Annotated in this window: 12 protein-coding genes; 7 read left to right on the top strand and 5 right to left on the bottom strand. The window is 50.8% G+C overall.

The window, feature by feature from the left end:
* Positions 1-16 precede the first annotated feature (16 nt).
* The 5 genes from J7I43_RS20960 to J7I43_RS20940 all read right to left on the bottom strand — a co-directional run bounded on the left by J7I43_RS20960 (position 17) and on the right by J7I43_RS20940 (position 7,510).
* Positions 17-2,998, bottom strand: a complete 2,982-nt coding sequence (locus tag J7I43_RS20960) for a SusC/RagA family TonB-linked outer membrane protein (RefSeq protein WP_209147823.1) — start codon at positions 2,996-2,998, stop codon at positions 17-19.
* A 12-nt stretch (positions 2,999-3,010) separates the two neighbouring features.
* Entirely contained in the window at positions 3,011-4,132 is a 1,122-nt protein-coding gene (locus J7I43_RS20955) for a sialidase family protein (RefSeq protein WP_209147822.1), read from the bottom strand.
* 221 nt (positions 4,133-4,353) lie between these two features.
* Positions 4,354-5,046: a FadR/GntR family transcriptional regulator gene (locus J7I43_RS20950; protein WP_209147821.1), complete on the bottom strand. Its 693-nt coding sequence runs from the start codon at positions 5,044-5,046 to the stop codon at positions 4,354-4,356.
* 107 nt (positions 5,047-5,153) lie between these two features.
* Positions 5,154-5,936, bottom strand: a complete 783-nt coding sequence (locus J7I43_RS20945; RefSeq protein ID WP_209147820.1) for an NIPSNAP family protein — start codon at positions 5,934-5,936, stop codon at positions 5,154-5,156.
* Positions 5,937-6,064: 128 nt separating this feature from the next.
* A complete protein-coding gene (locus tag J7I43_RS20940) occupies positions 6,065-7,510 on the bottom strand; it encodes a sulfatase family protein (protein WP_209147819.1) in 1,446 nt (481 codons plus the stop codon).
* A 327-nt stretch (positions 7,511-7,837) separates the two neighbouring features.
* Between J7I43_RS20940 and J7I43_RS20935 the strand changes: the two genes are divergently transcribed.
* The 7 genes from J7I43_RS20935 (at position 7,838) to J7I43_RS20905 (ending at position 19,096) form a co-directional block, all read left to right on the top strand.
* Positions 7,838-11,008, top strand: coding sequence for a SusC/RagA family TonB-linked outer membrane protein (locus J7I43_RS20935; RefSeq protein WP_209147818.1), 3,171 nt, complete (start codon positions 7,838-7,840; stop codon positions 11,006-11,008).
* Between the two features lie 22 nt (positions 11,009-11,030).
* Complete coding sequence (locus J7I43_RS20930; RefSeq protein ID WP_209147817.1) at positions 11,031-12,956, top strand: RagB/SusD family nutrient uptake outer membrane protein; 1,926 nt, start codon at positions 11,031-11,033, stop codon at positions 12,954-12,956.
* Positions 12,957-12,991: 35 nt separating this feature from the next.
* The gene (locus J7I43_RS20925; protein ID WP_209147816.1) at positions 12,992-13,921 is read left to right on the top strand and encodes a DUF5017 domain-containing protein; all 930 of its coding nucleotides are present in this window, start codon (positions 12,992-12,994) and stop codon (positions 13,919-13,921) included.
* An 11-nt stretch (positions 13,922-13,932) separates the two neighbouring features.
* Complete coding sequence (locus tag J7I43_RS20920) at positions 13,933-15,978, top strand: FG-GAP repeat domain-containing protein (protein ID WP_209147815.1); 2,046 nt, start codon at positions 13,933-13,935, stop codon at positions 15,976-15,978.
* 26 nt (positions 15,979-16,004) lie between these two features.
* A complete protein-coding gene (locus J7I43_RS20915; protein ID WP_209147814.1) occupies positions 16,005-16,910 on the top strand; it encodes a dihydrodipicolinate synthase family protein in 906 nt (301 codons plus the stop codon).
* A 6-nt stretch (positions 16,911-16,916) separates the two neighbouring features.
* A complete protein-coding gene (locus tag J7I43_RS20910) occupies positions 16,917-17,831 on the top strand; it encodes a DUF4886 domain-containing protein (RefSeq protein ID WP_209147813.1) in 915 nt (304 codons plus the stop codon).
* 299 nt (positions 17,832-18,130) lie between these two features.
* A complete protein-coding gene (locus J7I43_RS20905) occupies positions 18,131-19,096 on the top strand; it encodes a sialidase family protein (RefSeq protein WP_209147812.1) in 966 nt (321 codons plus the stop codon).
* Positions 19,097-19,178 lie beyond the last annotated feature (82 nt).

Genomic DNA, 19,178 nt, shown 5'->3' with positions numbered 1-19,178 from the left:
TTCAATTCGTTTTTGTTTAGAACTTCAGGTTTACGCCGAACATGATCGTGGTAGCGGTAGGATAATCCCCGCCGCCATCGGGATCATAACCGATATAATCCGTGCTTGTGAGGAGATTTTGCCCGGACACGTACACGCTCGATCCCGCCAGCCCAGGCAGCAGCGAAGAAGGGATCGCATAACTCAGCTGAACGTTGCGAACTTTCAGGTAAGACGCGTCCATCAGCTGGTACGTCGAAGTGAGCACATTGCTGTAGCCCGCCCTGGGAATGTTGCTGTCCGGGTTTTTCGGGGACCAGCGGTTAAGCAGCCTCACGGATTTATTCCCTGAATCGGAAGGATCGGTAAGACCGGTATTTTCCACGCGGTCTGCGCCCGCAGCGCCCTGGAGGAACACGGTGAGGGAGAAATTCTTATACCCGAAAGAGCTGTTGAGCCCGTAAATAAATTCCGGGATGGAATTGCCCATCACGATCCTGTCGTCCGCATTCAGGAAACCGTCCTGGTTCACGTCCTTATATCTCGCGTCTCCCGGTTTAACGTTCGTTTGCGCGGTTTGCGCGTCGATCTCGGCCTGGTTGTGGAATACGCCTTCATACACATACCCGAGATAATTTCCCGGAGGGTAACCCACGAACAAAGTGGTAGACGTGGCGCGGCCCAGCGAAGTGATCTTCGATTTGTTGCGCGCGAAATTCACATCGGCCGTCCAGGTGAAATCGCCGGTGAAAATGTCGCCGCCAAGGTTCAGCTCGAAACCTTTGTTCTCCACTCCGCCCGTATTGTACAACGCGCTGCTGTAGCCGGAATACCCGGGAATATCGATGGTGAACAACAGGTCGCGGGTATCTTTTTTATAATAATCCGCGGTGAGCCGAAGGCGGTTGTCAAAAAACGCGAGGTCCAAGCCAACGTCCCACTGCGCTGTTTTTTCCCATTTTAATTCGCCGTTGGCCAGTCTCGTATGGCGTGCGGCGGAAACGAGCTTGTTGTCGAAAATATAGGAATTGGAAGTTGTGAGCGTGGCGAGAGATTGATAGCTGCCGATCTCCTGGTTGCCCGTAAGGCCGTAGCTACCCCTGATCTTCAGGTCCGAAAGGAATTTCAGGTCCTTCATAAATGTTTCTTCAGACAAACGGTATCCCACGGCCATTGAGGGGAAATATCCCCATTTGTTCGCCGCGCCGAATTTTGAAGAGCCGTCTGCCCTGAAAGACACTGTCAGCAAATATTTATCATCGAACTGGTAATTGGCCCTTCCCAGGAAAGAAGCCATGCTCCATTCGGTGAGCGAGGAATTGAGGATCTTGGAACCGGTGGCGCTCCCGATCGAGTTTACGCCCAGCCGGTCGTCCGCAAAACCGGAAGGTTCTGCGGTGGCGCTGAAATCTTGTTCCCTCTGCCAGGTGAAGCCGCCGAGCAGTTCCACGTTATGTTTTTCTTTGAAGATCTTCGTGTATCGCACGGTATTTTCATTCAGCACATTGGTCACTTTCCTTTCGCCGATCATGCCCAGCCCGCCGAGCAATCCGCCGATGTAGGTGGTGGCCCTGGGATAATATTCCTGGTTGTTGCGGTTTACGAGATTGATGCCCAGCAAGGATTTGAAGGTGAGATTTTCCAGCGGTTTGTATTCCAGCGACACATTGCCGAGCAGGTTATCGCCCTGCAGTTTGTTCTGGATGGTAAGCAACGAAGCCACCGGGCTTTCCGCTTTTGCGGCGTTGTACCAGTAATCTACATAATCGCCGTTTTCGTCAAACACGGGAACGGTGGGCGAAGTGGCATAGATCTTTTCGCCGACGGAACGGATGTTGCCGCTTCCCGCGCCGCTGGTGGGCACCGATCGGTTGACCGTGCGGGAATAAGACAGGGATTGCGAAAACCGGATCTTTTCGCTCAGCCTGGCATCGGCGTTTACCCTGAAGGAATAACGTTTCAGGTTGGAGTTGATCACGATACCGTCCTGGTTGAAATAGTTGGCGGACACAAAATATTTCAGGTTGTTTTTTGCGCTCGACAATGAAACCTGGTGGTTCTGGATAGCGGCAGGCCTGAACAGCTCGTCCTGCCAGTCGGTGCCTTTACCGATGGCGGCGGGGTCGGCAAACGGCGCGGGCAGGTTCCGCGACTGCGCCCAGTCGTTCAGGTATTCCGCGTGCTGCTGGCCGTTCATCAGGTCCAGTTTATTGGCAACGGTCTGCACGCCGTAATATCCGTTATAATCCACGGTCATTTTATTGCCCGTTCCTCTTTTGGTGGTGATGATAATAACGCCGTTAGAGCCCCTGGAGCCGTAGATGGCCGTGGCGGAAGCGTCTTTCAGCACCTGTATGGATTCGATATCGTTCGGGTTGAGGGAAGCCAGCGCGTTGGTGGGCGTAAAAGTTCCGTAAGAAGTACCCGAGGGATCTTTGCTGTTGTTGTATACCGGCACATCGTCGATCACAAAAAGCGGTTCGTTGCCCGCGTTCAGCGAGCTGGCGCCCCTGATCCTGATATTGAGCCTGCCTCCCGGCGCGCCGGAGGCTTGCGATACATCAACGCCAGCCGCTCTGCCCTGTATCAGCTGATCGACGCTGGCTGCGGGCTGATTTTTGATGGTGGCCGAGGAAATGGAAGCGATGGAGCCGGTAATGTCTTTGCGCTGCTGCGTGCCATATCCCACTACCACTACTTCCTGCACGGAAGAAGAGGAGATCTCCATGAGGACGTCTACTTTCGACCGGCCCGCAAGGTTTACCTCCATTGTTTTGTAGCCGACGAAAGACACAATCAGCGTGCTGTTGAGACTGCTGACGTTGATCCTGAAATTTCCCGCCGAATCCGATTTGCCGGCATTGCCGGTTCCTTTTTCCATGAGGCTTGCGCCCGGAAGTTTTTCACCGTTTACGGCGGAGACGGTGCCGGTAACGGTCTGTGTTTTTACCTGCGCGCGGATGGTGAGCGCATGCAGTACGCATAAAGCGAGTAACGTGGAGAAGATGCTCTTTTTCATGTCGTGAAGTTTTTACTGTTGCGACCTGGCGGTCATCATCATCATGTCTGTTTCCCGGAGGTTGAACCGTGTGCTGACCACCGAATTTTTGTTTTCCCCGGGCCGGTATTTGATATAGGTAGTTGCTACCAACGTCTGGTCTGGCAGCAACTCGATGCCGCTATACCCGCAATCCCAGGTTTTATAGCTGTGCAATAATTTTATACGGTACTGCCCTGGCTTTCCGTTGACGATATCGTCGTAAGTGCCCACCCAGGCCATGTATGCGTTTTTAGTGGCGCTGTTCGGGCCGGTGTCCCTGAAAACGATCACCAGCCTTCCGTCTGCCGTATACTTCGCCTTGTGCCGGTCGCCCCACAGCGGCTCGGGCAACGGTTTCGGCGCGGACCATGTTGCGCCTTCGTCGTTGCTGACCATGCAGAGCGATACTTTTTTTACGTTCTCCCTTATCAGGCACAGCAGTTGTTTCCCGGAAGGGGACCTCACGATCTCCGGCTCGCAGGGTTTCAGGCCGGCAGTGTCCAGGATGGTGCGCAACGGTTCCCAGGTAAGCCCGCCATCGTTGGAAATACTTTGTACGAGGATGCATGATTTTTTTTCGACCGTTTCGCCGGGCCTTCTCCTGTTGGTCATGCCCAGCAACCGTTTACCGCCGTCAATAGGAACGATCGTGCAGAACGGCATGCCGACGGGCCCGAGGCCATTGCCTTTCATGGTGCTCCAGTTTTCGCCGTCGAATAGGGCCTGCTGCATGTTTTTATCAGGGCCGCTTCCGGCGAATACGATCAGGCGTTGTTTGCCTGAAGGATCGGGCAGCAGGTAAATGGCAGGACAATTCGCAGCGGTGATCCAGTTGGAAGGCACCGGCTGGTTATTCCAGGTACGGCCGCCGTCGCTGCTTTTTTTAAGAGGGCCGCATTTGCCGCCATGACCGTAGGTCCATACGCAGTAAATGGTTTTCCCGTCCGGCATTAAAGCGGTGGTGGGCTGCCCGTTATAAATATCTTTCGTACCCTGCGCCACCATCACCTGCCGGGCGGTATCCGGGGATAGATCCAGCACCGGTAAGGTATCTTTGTTAAAAAAGGATGGCAATAAAAATCCCGTAAGCAGGAAATACATGCTTAAACTCATAACCGTGGATTGATTGAAATGAGATCCTGGAAAACTATATGTACAATATGTACTACATATTGACAAATTAAGCGAGAATTTTTAAGTTTTCCTAATTTTTGGGCGAAAAAAAATATTGCCCGCGGCAAACGCAGGAAAAAAATTGGGGGGATGCACGGAAATACGGCGAAGTAAGCCTGTCGGGTCAACGGGCGGCCGGGTAAAGATGGGTAGGGAAATAATTAAAGGCGGTCGAAGTGAGGTTTGAGGTGTTCGTACATGCCTATTTTAAAATCTTCTTTTGTTCCGTTGCGGAGAATGTCTACCAGTCTGCGATGATCGACCTTACCGCTGTAGGGTTTATCTACCCGGGTGATAACGTAGGCGAATATGGGAAGCAGCATGATCTGGAATCTTTTCAGGGTGCCGTTGCCGGTCATTTCGTACAATTTCCCGTGAAAAGCGATCTCATTTTTTACGAGGAAGGATTTGTCTTTATTGATCTCGTTGTTGGCGATCTTTTCGAGCTCGTCGATGTCTTCGTCTTTCATACGGGCGTACAACAGGTCGGCGAGGCCCATTTCGAGCACGAGGCGCAGTTCGAATATATCGCGGAGAGTAAGGTCGTCTATCAGCAGCGGGTCGAGCACGCGCTCGAAGGCCAGGAGAATGTCGGGGCTGGCGAGCACGGCGCCTTTGCGTTTGCGGGTCTCGATCATCCCCAGCATACGGAGCCTGCTCAATGCTTCCCTTACCACGTTGCGGCTAACACCCAGCGCTTCAGCGAGATCTGTCTCTTTTGGCAGCGGGTCTCCGGGTTTGAGAGACATTTTTTTCAGGTACTGCCGGAGCTTCATTTCCACATCGTCGGCCATGGTATTGGCCTTTACTCGCCCCAGATTTTTGCTCAGATCATTTATAAGTTCTTCATTCATCTTGCCAGGTAACTTTGCTATTATGTACTACAAATATAGGGAGGTTCTTTTGTTAAAATGAAAAAATGAATGTAAGTGGTTAATAGTCAATAAATAAAAAACACCTGTTACACCTGCGAATATGTTGTTGGGATCAAAAAGGCGTTCCTGATGGTGGAGATAGTGTTGGCATATTGGGGGTCTGCGATCAGTTTTTTCCATGCGGGGTCGGCTACGAAAGCAGCCCATCCTTTATCGCGTTCTTCCATGCTGTCGCATGCGAGCAGGTAGGTGAGTCGGGGTTGCCTGTCTCCGGCGATCACTTCACCGAAGAATACGGGGTTTAATTTCGCCCTGGTGAAAATGGGGAACTCCCCGTCATGGAACATTTTTATTTTTCTCCTTACCGCATCTTCACTATACCCCTCATACGTTCTTAATTCAAATACCCGTGGGGTGCTTTGCGGAACGGTCATTGCGGGCCAGCCGTCAAACGCGGTCATGAGAGAAGAGGAAAAGCGGTGATATATAGCTTTGTCGGCCGGTATGCCGTTATATGCCGCGCTATTTTTAATATAATCCGCGTCCGCCTTTACTTTCATATTTACGGAAAGATAGTCCCCCAGGGAAGAATAAGGCACCAGCAAATAAAACTTAGCCGGTTCCGACGGTCTCCATTCTTTAAAGGCGCCTACCGTTTTTACGCCATATTTATTGAGTGCGGGGATCAGCGCCGTTTTAAAATAATTTTCCAGTTGCGCATGGTCCGTACCAAAGCGCATTTCATATTCACGCCATTCGTACACCTCTTTCTGCGGGGGCTGTTTATCGCCGGCGAGTGCAGCGTTAACGGGCATCGTTATGCCTGCGGCGGCCGCAAGCGAAGATTGGAGAAATTTCCTGCGTTGCATATAGTCGGTAATTTTAGTGTGTATTATAACGCCTGGTTACAGGCGAATGTACGTACACGTTGAAAATCTGCAAAATCATGCATGTAAACAATACCCGGTTTCAGGTATTTTCCCGTGTTGCTCTCCCGCTAATCCAGGAACACATAAGGAGCGACCGGCTTCTTCCCTTTTTGGGGCGTCTCCTTTATTTCTTCCGGCCCGGTAAAGGAATCATGCTGCTGTGTTCTCCACTCAGCCATTTTTATCCTGTAACGCGCTATAAGTTCAGCATACCCGGGATCGGCGGCGAGATTATGTAACTCCTGCGGATCGGTTTCAAGATCATACAATTCTTCTTCCGGCCTGTTATGATAACGCCACAAAACAGCCGCGGCATGTGGACCGGCAAACGATTTCGCGCGCCACGAATCCCAGTACTCACGGCCGCCGTCATGATCTTTCGCGAGATCGATATGGGTCGTGTATAATATTTCCGGCGCCAGGTTCAGAATGTATTTATACCGTTCGGTACGCAGCATGCGCGCCGGCGCGCGGTTCATCATCTTATCGCCTGTATGGGTGGCAAATACATATTCGCTGTGTGTGTCTTTTGCGCCAGTAAGCACCGGTAAAAAACTTTGACCGTCTATATCCCGGGGCGCTTCGCCACCCGCAGCCTCCACAATAGTAGGCGTAAGGTCGGCCAGCGACACCAGCGCCGAAGTTTGCCCGCCGCCTTTTATCGTTCCCGGCCAGCGGACCATCAACGGCGTTGCTATGCCGTCGTCATAAAGGTTCCATTTTGCAAAAGGCCATTGCGGCCCCTGATCGGCGGTAAAAATAACGATGGTGTTTTCGGCAAGACCATTCTTTTCCAAACTGCTCAACAGCCGGCCCAGGTTATTATCCATTTTGGAGATGTCGGTATAATAACGGGCACGGGCAACCCGCGTTTCTTTTGTGTCGATATGTTTCCCGGGAATGTCCACCTTATCCGGATCGTAAGTATATTTTTCAGGCCATACCACATGCGGACTATGATCCGCAACGATGAGCATAAAAGGCGTATCCTTTTGCTGCCTGCGCAGCCACTGATCAACCGGCCCCATATTTAAATCATAATTCAGCCCAGGTTTTTTCTCGTGCCCCGGCTCAGGCACATTTGTTTTGGATACATGTTCGAAAGGAAAAATTTCTTCCGGCCCTACATGCAATTTACCGGCTATCGCCACGCGATAACCTAGAGGCTGCAGGTATTGCACCAGCGATCTTGTTCCCGGTGATACCCCGCTGTGATTACCATGACCGCCATGGCGTATCGGCATGAGGCCTGTAAAAATGGTGCTGCGCGAGGGGCCGCAGGTGGGTGAGCCTGCAAAAGCCTTTTTAAACAGCAGGGATTCTTTTGAAAACTTTTCCAGGTTCGGCGTATGCACGATCTTGTTTCCATAAGGCGTGATGTCGTTCACGCCTAGATCGTCTGCGATAAACAATACGATATTGTATCCCTTCCCGGGCTGCGGCTTTGTTTTCTGCGCGCCCGCCGGTACTGCAAGGTGTATACAAATAAAAAAAGCCAGTATGGTCCTGTTCATGTGATGCGGATTGGCGGTCTGTCTGTTTTGCCTGCACTATTCCTCCCCCTGCTTAAAGATATAATAGCATTCCAAATATTTGTAGTACATAATAGTAATCAAACAGATAAGAATGATAGTAAAGCACATTTTAGCCGGTTAAAATAATGCCGGTTGAAGATGATCGAACCCTCGTTAGCTCGCGCGCCGCCCCCCTATGCCGGAAATTTTTCCCAAAAAATTAGGAAAATAGGAAAAATATAATTCTATTTGTCCTATATGTAGTACATAATGGGCAAATAGAATTATAGCATAACTCAACCAATACCAATTTAAACTCCACCGTATATGAAATTAAGCATTGCTATTTTGCTTACAGGGCTTCTTGTGCTATTCCCCTTCGAAGACAACCTGTTTGCACAGCAAAAAAAAATCACCGTTACCGGCAGTATAAGTACCTCTGAAAATTCGGAAAAGCTCCCCTATGCCAGCATTCTCGAAAAAGGAAAAGGGAACGCCGTCAGGTCCGACACCAGCGGCAATTTCCAGATCATTATTTCCTCTCCCGATGCAATACTGGTGATTTCCTACATCGGGTACAAAACCACGGAGGTCAAAGTTAACGGGCGCACAAAGATCGATGTGGCGCTGGACCGTGAATCTTCGTCGATGAACGAGGTAGTGATCGTGGGTTATGGCTCCGTTGCGAAAAAGGATCTGACAGGTTCAGTAGCGTCGGTGAACCTGTCTGACCTGAGCAAAGCGCCGGTCGCATCTTTTCAGCAAGCCCTGGCAGGTCGTGTTGCGGGCGTGCAGGTGTCGTCGATCGACGGGCAGCCGGGAGAAGGCCTCAACATCGTCATCCGCGGCAATAACTCGTTAACTGGCAGCAACGCCCCGCTTTATGTTATTGACGGTTTTCCGATGGAAGATTTTAACAGCAATTCATTGAATATCGCGGAGATCGAATCCATCGATATCCTGAAAGACGCATCGGCCACCGCCATATATGGCGCCAGGGGCGCCAACGGCGTGGTGATGATCACCACTAAAAAAGGTAAAACCGGAGACGCCCGTGTAACTTACAGCGGCAGCGCCGGTTATTCCAACGTGAGCAGGGCCAACCTCGACGTATTAGGCCCCTATGATTTTATTAAACTGCAACAGGAGATCGATCCCCAAAGAGCGGCGGCGTTATATTTCAAAGACAGCGATCCCGCTACGCCCGACCTGACGATAGAAGATTTCAGAGATGTAAAAGGCATCGATTGGTTTGACAGGATCGTAGGCACCGGCTCTTTTCAAAACCACAGCGCAGGAGTAAGCGGCGGCACCCCAAAAACGAAATACGCGTTGTCGTTATCTTACCTGAACCAGGACGGCGTGGTGATGCGCAGCGGCTTCGACCGTTTGCAGGGCCGGTTTAACATCGATCAGCTGGTGGGCCGGAAATTTAAGGTCGGCCTCAATGTAAACTTTGCGGATTCAAAAGTGCGCGGGATAAAACCGAGAGAACAAACCTCAAAAGCAGTAGGATCGGGCAATTCCAACGTGCAGAATTTATTTTATAACCTCTGGACCTACCGCCCGATCTCAGGCCGCGAAACAGACCTGGAAGATGAAGGTGTAGACCCCGCGGCGGAAACCTTCCTGTTTAACCCGCTGAAATCCGCGCAAAATGAATATGATGTCGATAAGATCAGGAACATCACGATAAACGGTTACCTGGAATATGACCTGACCCAAAGCCTCAAGCTGCGGTTTACAGGAAGCGCAGACCTCTCCGCAACCAGGTCGGAGCTGTTCAACAATTCAAATACGCGCAGCGGCAGCCCGCTAACCGGTGTTGGCAGAACGAACGGCGTTAACGGAGGTTTGTGGCAGGAGGAAGTCTCTAACCTGTCGAACGAAAACAGTTTGACCTATACCAAAAAATTCAACAAAAATCACCAGCTGACCGCGGTTGGCGTTTTCTCCGTTCAAAGCAGGAAAGAAAACCGGTTTGGTTATAAAGCCAACCTGGTGCCGAACGAAGCGCTGGGCATAAACGGCCTGGATGAAGGCGTTATATTTGATAAAGAATCTTCCAGCACTACCTGGGGACTGGTTTCTTATACCGGCAGGGTCAACTATAACCTGTTTCAGAAATATCTGTTTACCGCAACATTCCGGGCAGACGGTTCGTCAAAATTTCCTGCAGATAGCAAATGGGGTTATTTCCCTTCCGGCGCCGTTGCATGGAGGCTGAGCGACGAGCCGTTCATGAAAAACATCTCCTTTATATCCAATGCCAAATTAAGGACCAGCTTTGGCGTAACCGGCAACAACCGGGTGTCTGACTTCGGTTACCTGTCGAATATTATCCTGGGAACTTATTATCCGTTCGGGCCTTCCTCTTCGCCTGCCTATTACCAGGGCCGTTTAGGAAATGAAAAACTGAAATGGGAAAGTACAAGACAGTTCGACGCCGGCATAGAACTGGGCTTTTTAAAGAACAGGCTCGAGCTGGAAATGGACTATTACCATAAACATACCTATGACCTGCTGCTGAATTCCCAGATCGCTTCCAGCACGGGTTATGGCTCCGCCACCGTAAACATCGGCAAAACACAGAACAGGGGATTTGAATTGACCTTGAACTCCAAAAACATCACGACCAAAAACTTTAACTGGAATTCCAACATCAACATCTCCTTTAATCAAAACAAATTGGTCGCATTAAGTGCGGGTGAAGATCTGAGGATGACTTCCATCCCCGATTTTTCCACCAATTTTCCGAGCCCTGCCTGGATTAGCCGCGTAGGCAACCAGATGGTGCATTATTACGGTTTTGTGTACGATGGCGTGTACCAGTACGATGATTTTAACAAAATACCCGGGGGGTATGAATTAAAAAACGAGCTGCCCGCAACCGCCGGCCTTTTGGGCACGAATGCAAGACAGCCCGGAGACGCCAAGTACAAAGACCTGAACAACGACGGCATTGTGGACGATGCCGATCAAACCCTCATCGGAACTCCCTATCCCAAACATACCGGTGGGTTCAATAACAATTTCACCTATAAGAATTTCGACCTGAACGTGTTTTTTCAATGGTCTTATGGAAATGAAGTGCTGAATGCGAATAATATTTTCATGGAAGGATTAAACGGGGCTATCCTGGGCAGGAACGTGAAAGCCACCTACGTAAACCGCTGGACGCCTGAAAACCAGGCCACTTCTATTCCCAGGAGCGGGTCCAGCGGTATCTCCGGCGTTTTATCCAGCCGCTATATCGAGGACGCTTCTTTCCTCCGGCTAAAGACCATATCGCTGGGATACAACTTCAGAAAAAACTTTATCAAAGGAATGGAATCCGCCAGGGTTTATGTGGCCGCGCAAAATTTATATACCTGGACCAGCTATTCCGGCCCCGATCCCGAGGTTTCCACAAAAGGGTTCGGCTTGTCGCCTGGTCTTGATTTCTCCGCGTATCCCATCGCTCAAACGATTGTTTTTGGTATAAACATCTCCCTTTAATGGCGTACAAAAGCATACTGATATGAAAAAAAGATTCCTCATTCTCACAATAGCTGCCGTTGCAGCAATCTCCCCGCTCCAATCCTGCAAAAAACTCCTGGAAACGGAACCAACGGATTTCATAAGCCCGGACGAATTTTTCTCCAGCAAGGAAAACTTAAAAGCCGCACTGACAGGGGCATACAGCTCACTTAAAAACAACGCGCTGTACGGCGACAATTACCAGCACCTCATAACGGCCACCACCGACGAACTGGTGTATGCCACTTCCGGCAATGTTCCGAAGATACCCTGGTACAACGCCACTGCCGCCGATGCACAGGTGGCGAGCGTATGGTCTACGCTATATACCGGAATCGACCGTGCGAATGTAGTATTAGTGCATTTGAATACGCCCGCAAAGATCGAAGAATCGGAAAAAAGACATATTGAAGGAGAAGCCAGATTTTTAAGGGCCTATTATTACTTCATGCTTACGCAATGGTATGGAGATGTGCCTTTGAGGCTCAAGCCGACCCTGTCCCCGGGAGAAACCAATATGGCTTTTACCCCTTCAAAAGCAGTGTACGATTGGGTGATCGACGAAATGACCGCTGCCGAAGGTTTACTCAACGATCAAAAAGCAACGGCGTTCGATTATACGGAAAGAGTGACGCAAACTGCCGTTCAGGCAGTGCTGGCAAGAGTATGCCTGTACGCCGCCGGAGAGCCGGTAAACGATACCAGGCGATATGCGGATGCCGCAAAATGGGCCAGGGAAGTTGTCAATTCCGGATTGCATAAACTGAACCCGGATTACACGCAGATATTCAAAATGCAATGTAAAGATCAATACGACGCCGCTTATAAAGAAAGTATCTGGGAAGTTGGATTTAATGTAAATACCGGCACGCCGGAGCAAAGTTCTCCCGGCCAGGTGCGCGTTGGCATACCAACGTCCAGCGACGCCGCCGGCAAAAACGACGGCAGGCTTTTTGTGTACCCGCGCCTCTATCGCACTTACGAATCTTTTGCTTTTACCACCGCCGCCAATGCACCGTCCGACGCATCGCCGGACCAGCGGCGGGACTGGTGCGTTGCGCCTTTTAAATATTCCGGCGGGGACGCAACAACGCCGCCCGCGCAGAATGCCGTCGCATATAACCTGTATTACACGCGTTATCCCGGTAAATGGAGGCGCAGCGAAGAAAACGAGCCCCGCGTTGCAACGCAAAGCCCGACCAACTACCCTATCGTACGTTATGCAGACGTATTGCTGATGCTGGCCGAAGCGGAAAACGAACTGAACGGCTTCCCGACGCCCGAAGCCATCGGACTGGTTAACCAGGTAAGGGGCAGGGCCTACGGAAACCTTACCGGGCGAAAAATAATCACCGGGATAGAAGTAACCTCCCCGGGAGCGGGATACACCACCGCGCCCGCGGTGACCATCACCGGCGAAGGCGGCACGGGAGCCACCGCGTTGGCGATCGTTTCAGGAGGGAGCATTACCGGCATCAGGGTGACGAACCCGGGCAAAGGATACCCTGCCAATACCACCGTAACCATTGCCGGCGGCGGCGCATCCGCAAGGGTGATCCTGAATGGCGACGGTGCGCTGAGCGCTGAACAAACCGCCGGAAAAGAAGCTTTCTTAAAAGCCATCCAGGACGAGCGCCTGATGGAACTGAACGGTGAATTTTTACGGAAACAGGATCTTAAACGCTGGGGAATCCTGCAAACGACCATCAAACAAATGGGCATTGAAGTGATAGCCGGCAGCAGCGACCTGAAGCCCGATGGAACACCGGTAGTACCCGCGGCCAAAACGCCGTTTGCGCCTTCCAACGTAACCGTGACCCACTACACCAATCCCGCAAACAATATTTCAGACAAGGATTATACGCTGGCCATCCCGCAAAAGGAACTGTTGTATAACGATCAGGCTAAACAGAATCCCGGTTACTGATGGAATTTTCATTGATGAAATTTAACGATGCCGTTATGAAAAAAACAATAATTGTATTATCCGCTTCATGTTTATTTTTTGCAGCCTGCTCAGAAAAAGAGATACAGGCGCCAGATGATTTTGAGGTTTCCGTATCAAACATAAAATACAAACCAGGCGACAGCGTTCGGTTTAACCTATCGGGAAACCCCGACAACATTACTTTCTATTCCGGTGAGCCCGGAAGTGAATACGATAAACGCGATTTTTTCTCGTCAGACGAAGGCACGCTGACCCTGCAATTTAACAGCCAGACGCGGGCCGGCGCCACATTGCCCAGGAATATCTCCGTACTGATCTCCACTGATTTTAACGGGGAATACACGGAACAAGGCGTAAAGGCTGCCAATTGGACCGACATCACCAACAGGGCGGTAATGCCCGCCAATACCGCGTCTAACGCCGACGTAGTGTCCGGGGAAATTAACCTGGACGATCTGAAAGTGAAGGGCAAACCGATGTACCTGGCTTTCAGGTACGTTTCGGAAAACGCCGCCGGCACTGCCCAACGGTATTGGAATATGGGCAGGATGTTCCTCACCAATAAGGTTCCCGGAAATGTTGATTTTGAAATCACCTCGAGCATCGAAAAAGGATATTTCCAGGTGGTCGAATTCCAGGGCGCGGACAATAAATGGACGATCAACACAGGAACCGCCACTTCCCACAGGCTGGTCCATACGGCAAATGCCATCAACACGGAGCCTGAAGACGACTGGGTGGTCAGCCGCGGATTCGAGGTGTTTCAAACTTTCGGCAATAAAAAGAACGCAGTGAATGTGAAATCCATTTCGGGCGGCGCGCCGGAAACTTTCTCCTGGCTGTATTCCGCTCCCGGCACCTATAAAGCGACCTTTATCGCGCTCAATGCCGACCGGGACACGCAAAAAGAAGTAGTTAGGGAAGTATTGGTTACCGTAGAATAATGATCGTCGATATGAAACTTTTTTTCACAATTGCACTGACTGTTTTTGTTCTTGATCTGCAGGCCCAGAAAGCAGTTCCCCGGCCGTTTGTGTTCGGGCACGACAAAGATGTTCCTTTGGCGGCATCGGTAATAGGCGCGTCCGATTTTCTTTTTATGGATTGGGATGGCGATGGCGACAACGACATGATGACCACCAGCGGCGGCGCCGTCAAACTGATAGAAAATATTGGCGGCAAAAAGAAACCGCGGTTTAATAATGTGTTCGTACATAACCAGGTTGTGCTGAAGGACGCACGCATGGGCCGGTTCTTTTCGCTGATCAGGCATTCCGGTGTAAAGGCTCAGCAAAACCTCCCGGCCTTCATAGCTTTCGAACGCCATAACCAGGTGAGCGATTCCGGCAAAAAACAGCTCGCCCTTCATATGTTCATCCCTGTACGCGGGCACGGCAAAACAACCTGGACGGTGATGCAGGCATTTAACACGAACGGCAAACCAGTACAGGATTTCCTGGATTGCTGGATAAGCCCCACAATAGATGTCGCCGACCTGGACGGCGACGGTAAGGAAGATCTTATTGTCGGCAGTTCACATCCGCGGCTGGCCCAGCCTTCATTGAAGTTCGCCGCCGGTTATAACAATCCGCAGGAATCGTGGAACCCATTTGCCAGCCGTCTTTACATCATGTACAACAGGTCTACGCCAGACAGTCTCATCTTTGGCAAACCGCTTGTTGTCGAGGCTGACGGCTCCCCGGTTTCACCATTTGGTTTTCCTTATCCCATTGCATTTGATATGGATAAGGACGGATTGACGGACCTGGTGGTTGGCCAGCATAAACCCGGCCTGATGTATTTCAGGAATACCGGAACAAAAACACAGCCCCGGTTCACCAATGCCGGGCTGATTAACAACGAACATAAAAAACCCATCCTTAGTATCATGGCGATCCATCCGCGGTTTGCGGATCTGGACGGAGACGGCCGCCGGGAGCTGTTTGCAAGCACGTATTTCGGTTGTGTGGATAATATACTCCGGTTTACGCCAAAGAATGGCGGCTGGGCGGAGCAGGAACCATTAATGATGGCCAGCGATAAAAATACGCCGGTGATGCCGCAGGGTATTGGAACGATAGAACCGATCGATTGGGATGGAGACGGCGACACGGACCTGGTGGTCGGTTCCGAGCCGGCCGCGCCAAAAGTGGTCATCAATAAAGGCGACAATGCAAACCCGGTTTGGGAAGTGCCCGCGCCTTTGAAATTCACAGACGGCAGCCAGCTTGAATATTACAGTATCGACTACGGGCGCGGCTCGGTATGGGGGCCGATGGAATGGTATATGGAACGCGTGCTCCCCAGGCTTGCGGATTGGGACGGAGACGGTATCCGCGATATGTTGACGGGCTCCATGGGGTTAAGGCAATTGTTCCTGAAAGGACGGATGATCAAAGGAGAGCTTCGTTTTGAAAAGCCGGTAGCGTTTAAAGTGGAAAAGCAACCGCTGGCAGCCGGTCAGCGCGTACAACCCGCGATCCTTGACCTTACTGCGGACGGGCATCCCGACCTGATTGCGCTGGACGACCAAAATATCCTCAAACTCTGGCCGGGCAATGGAACGGATGAACTGGGCCAGCCGCAAACGTTCCTTGGGTATGATGGAAAACCGCTCCAGGTTAAAACCCGTATTCTCGATATCGGTCATGGCCGCAGTTCGTTTACAATGACCGATTGGGACCTGGACGGCAAGCCCGACCTGCTTATCTATTATGCCTTCGACCGGAAACGCGGCGGGATCTACTATTACAGGGCATCAGGCAAACCCATGCAATTCGAAAAACCCGTGAAATTCCTGAACCTGCTCTCTTTCCACAACGGCGGCATCGCGCTGTCTGACTGGAACGGCGACGGTTACCTGGACATATTCACCGGCGGCGATGGCGGCCATCTCGGCAAATCCGCCGTACCGAGGGGCAAACTCTTCCTGCTTTCCGGGAAAGACCTGCCTGTACCTCCGGCGGTCCGCAAACCAGCGCCCATCACTGTGAAAAAATAATATACATCTACAACAACTTTATCGAAATGAATAAAATTACAGGACTGATTGCAGCGACATTTGCAGCTTACCATGAAGATGGCAGAATAAACCTCGATATCATCCCCGCTATTGTTGACAAAATGATAGCCGACGGGCTTGCCGGCGTATTTATCTGCGGCACCAACGGAGAGGGCCCGAACTTAAAGACGGAGGAACGAATGGCCATTGCGGAGGCCTATGTAAAAGCAGCGCAAAAACGGATATTGGTATTGGTACATGTAGGGCACAGTTCGATTTCGGAGTGCCGCAAGCTCGCCGCGCATGCCGAACAAATAGGCGCGGATGCGATTTCATCCGTTGCGGCATTTTATTTTAAGCCCACTACGGTGAGCAGTTTGGTCAAGTGCATGGCGAAGATCGCATCCGCGGCGCCCAATACGCCGTTTTATTATTACAACATCCCCACGCTTACCGGCGTTGCGCTGGATATGGTCAGTTTTTTAACCCAGGCTGAAGAAGCAATCCCGACGCTGGCCGGGATTAAATACACCGCATCCACCCTGCACGAATACCAGGCCTGCCTGAATTACAAGAACGGCAAATTCGATATTCTGTTCGGTTACGATGAAATGCTGCTTTCCGCGCTGGCTGTGGGCGCTAAAGGCGCAATCGGCAGCACTTATACTTTTGCCGCGCCCATCTATCACCAGGTGATCAAACTCTACAACGAAGGCAAGCGGGAGCAAGCCGCAAAATGGCAGCTTCATTCGGTGAATATGGTGCGCTGTTTAGTGAAATACCCGCCCATACCAGCGCAGCGGGCGATCATGCAGATCAAAGGAATGGAGCTGGGGGATTGCAGGCTGCCGCTCGAACCACTTTCCGCCCAAGATACACAGGCTTTTAAGGCCGAATTAACTGAAATAGGCTTTTTTGATCTTGTAAACTAACCGGCAATGAAAATATTAATCAAAACAAAACTTATCGTAATACTGATATTGACGATGTGTTTGCAATTGAACGCCCAACATGCCCGCAAGACGTTAAGAATATTGATGATCGGCAATAGTTTCTCCCAGAACGCTTCGCGTTACCTGCCGCAAATAGCCGAAGAAGTAAATGTGGACCTTGTTTTGGGAAGGGCCGAAATGGGAGGCTGCTCTTTAAAAAGACATTGGGATTCGGTTTTGGTAAATAACGCAGACACCGCCAGAGGCAAAGCTTACAAAGGCAAATCATTAAGACAGCTGTTATCCTCGCAAAAATGGGATGTCGTAACGATGCAGCAATATTCCCTGTTGTCTGGCGATGAAGCGACCTACCAGCCTTTTGCCAAAAATCTTTATGACCTGGTGAAAAGTTACCAGCCCAATGCCCGGGTATTTGTTCATCAAACATGGGCATACCGCGCAGATGCGGTGAATTGGGGAAAGATAGACGGAGAAAAGAGAGCGAAGAATAATAAAGAAATGTGGAAAAAATCAAGAGCAGCTTATCACCACCTGGCAAAGAGCCTTGGCAATCTGCCTGTCATCCCTTCGGGCGATGCATTTTACCAGGTTGCGACCGACAAAAAGTGGGGATTTAAAAAAGATACCGCATTTGATTATGCCAACCCCGTCTACCCAACCCTGCCGTCGGAAAAAAACTCCATAAATGCAGGATACAGCTGGGTAGCGGGCAAAAAATTGAAGTTTGACCCCAATCATGCAAATGAAGCGGGATGTTACCTGGCAGGGCTTGTTTGGTATGGCCGTTTGTTTGAGGGCGACCCAACGCAACTAACGTTCAAACCGGAATCGGTTCCGGATGAATTTGCAGCATTTCTGAAAGAAACGGCTTTGAAAACGGTGAGGACAATGCAAAAGTAGTTAATCACAAAACCCTAACCGATATGACAAAAAACAATTTCTCCAGAACGAAAACTTTTTCGTGCAATAAACTTGCACTGATCTTCTCATTTGTTTTATTAACCGCAGCCGCCTGTAAAAAAACGAGCGCACCGGAGAACGTTGCGTCTGCGCCGAAGGAGCGGCTTGCATCCAAATTATCGGCTGAAGGCGATTTTTCAATACTTGCCTTTAATGATCCGATAAAATTATTCGACGGAGGCAGCGGCGTTTATCACTCATATCGTATCCCATCGATCATCAGGACAAAAAAAGGCACTTTGATCGCGTTTTGCGAAGGCCGGGTAAACAACAACCGGGATTACGGGAACATCAACCTGATCTGCAGGAGATCGACGACCGACGGCACTGGCTGGGGACCGGAGATACTGGTAAAGAGCAGCGCGGGCACCTGGGGCAATCCTACCGCGGTCGTTAATCAAAGCGATGGAAAGATCTGGCTGTTCATGTCCTACAACGACGCAGGCTTGAGCCAGACCGGCGAAAACGGAACGACGAAGATCACCCAGCCGGGTCAGCGGAAAACCTTTGTTTGTTACAGCACTTTCGAGCAGGATGGAAATGAATGGTCAGAGCCGGTTAATGTTACCGCCGCAGTTAAGCCCGCCAATATGGTATGGGATGCGGTTGGCCCGGGAATCGGCATCCAGAAAAGGTTTGGGAGCACTGCCGGCCGGCTGATCATCCCGGCCATCAACCGGAATATCTACAGCGACGACAATGGAAGCACGTGGCAATACAACGCCATGCCGGGCGGCACATCCGAAGGCACTATCGTAGAACGGCTGACCGGCGTACTGATGAGGAACGATCGCGGCGTGGGCTCTACTGAGCTTTACCGCTACAAATCCGTCGGCGGCATCGGCACCAGCTGGGATACTTTTGAAAAAGTCACCGCCTTGCCGGACCCGCATTGTGAAGGCTCCATTTTAAGGTACACCGATTCTCCCAGCAGGATCCTTTTCCTGAATTCGGCCAGCCAAACCACCAGGACGGCGATGCGGATAAGAATATCCACGGACGAGGGCGTTACCTGGCCGGTCAGCAAAGCCATTCCGCAAAACGGTACAGGAAATGCAAAGCTGGGAGGTTACAGCAGCCTGGTAAAAACGCCGGATAACATGATCGGCGCGCTCATCGAATTTAATGAAAACACATCCGACAGCGACAACAGCCATCGCAGCATTTATTTCCATAAGTTTAACCTGGCCTGGATTTCGCAGTAGCAGTATAAAAAATGATTTAAATAAACGACCTGGCTGCCGGAACTGAGCTTGTTTTCCGGCGGCCATTTTTTTGCCCCATTTC

The organism is Chitinophaga chungangae (assembly GCF_017742215.1).
Classification (GTDB): domain Bacteria; phylum Bacteroidota; class Bacteroidia; order Chitinophagales; family Chitinophagaceae; genus Chitinophaga; species Chitinophaga chungangae.
The sequence above is the reverse complement of the archived record's forward strand: the minus strand, read 5'-3'. Positions and strand labels throughout refer to the sequence as shown.

Bases quoted from the DNA above. Each gene is read 5' to 3' on its own strand.
- J7I43_RS20945 (WP_209147820.1), bottom strand. From the start codon at position 5,936: ATGCAACGCAGGAAATTTCTCCAATCTTCGCTTGCGGCCGCCGCAGGC.
- J7I43_RS20920 (WP_209147815.1), top strand. From the start codon at position 13,933: ATGAAACTTTTTTTCACAATTGCACTGACTGTTTTTGTTCTTGATCTG.
- J7I43_RS20940 (WP_209147819.1), bottom strand. From the start codon at position 7,510: ATGAACAGGACCATACTGGCTTTTTTTATTTGTATACACCTTGCAGTA.
- J7I43_RS20955 (WP_209147822.1), bottom strand. From the start codon at position 4,132: ATGAGTTTAAGCATGTATTTCCTGCTTACGGGATTTTTATTGCCATCC.
- J7I43_RS20950 (WP_209147821.1), bottom strand. From the start codon at position 5,046: ATGAATGAAGAACTTATAAATGATCTGAGCAAAAATCTGGGGCGAGTA.
- J7I43_RS20935 (WP_209147818.1), top strand. From the start codon at position 7,838: ATGAAATTAAGCATTGCTATTTTGCTTACAGGGCTTCTTGTGCTATTC.
- J7I43_RS20930 (WP_209147817.1), top strand. From the start codon at position 11,031: ATGAAAAAAAGATTCCTCATTCTCACAATAGCTGCCGTTGCAGCAATC.
- J7I43_RS20910 (WP_209147813.1), top strand. From the start codon at position 16,917: ATGAAAATATTAATCAAAACAAAACTTATCGTAATACTGATATTGACG.
- J7I43_RS20960 (WP_209147823.1), bottom strand. From the start codon at position 2,998: ATGAAAAAGAGCATCTTCTCCACGTTACTCGCTTTATGCGTACTGCAT.
- J7I43_RS20915 (WP_209147814.1), top strand. From the start codon at position 16,005: ATGAATAAAATTACAGGACTGATTGCAGCGACATTTGCAGCTTACCAT.
- J7I43_RS20925 (WP_209147816.1), top strand. From the start codon at position 12,992: ATGAAAAAAACAATAATTGTATTATCCGCTTCATGTTTATTTTTTGCA.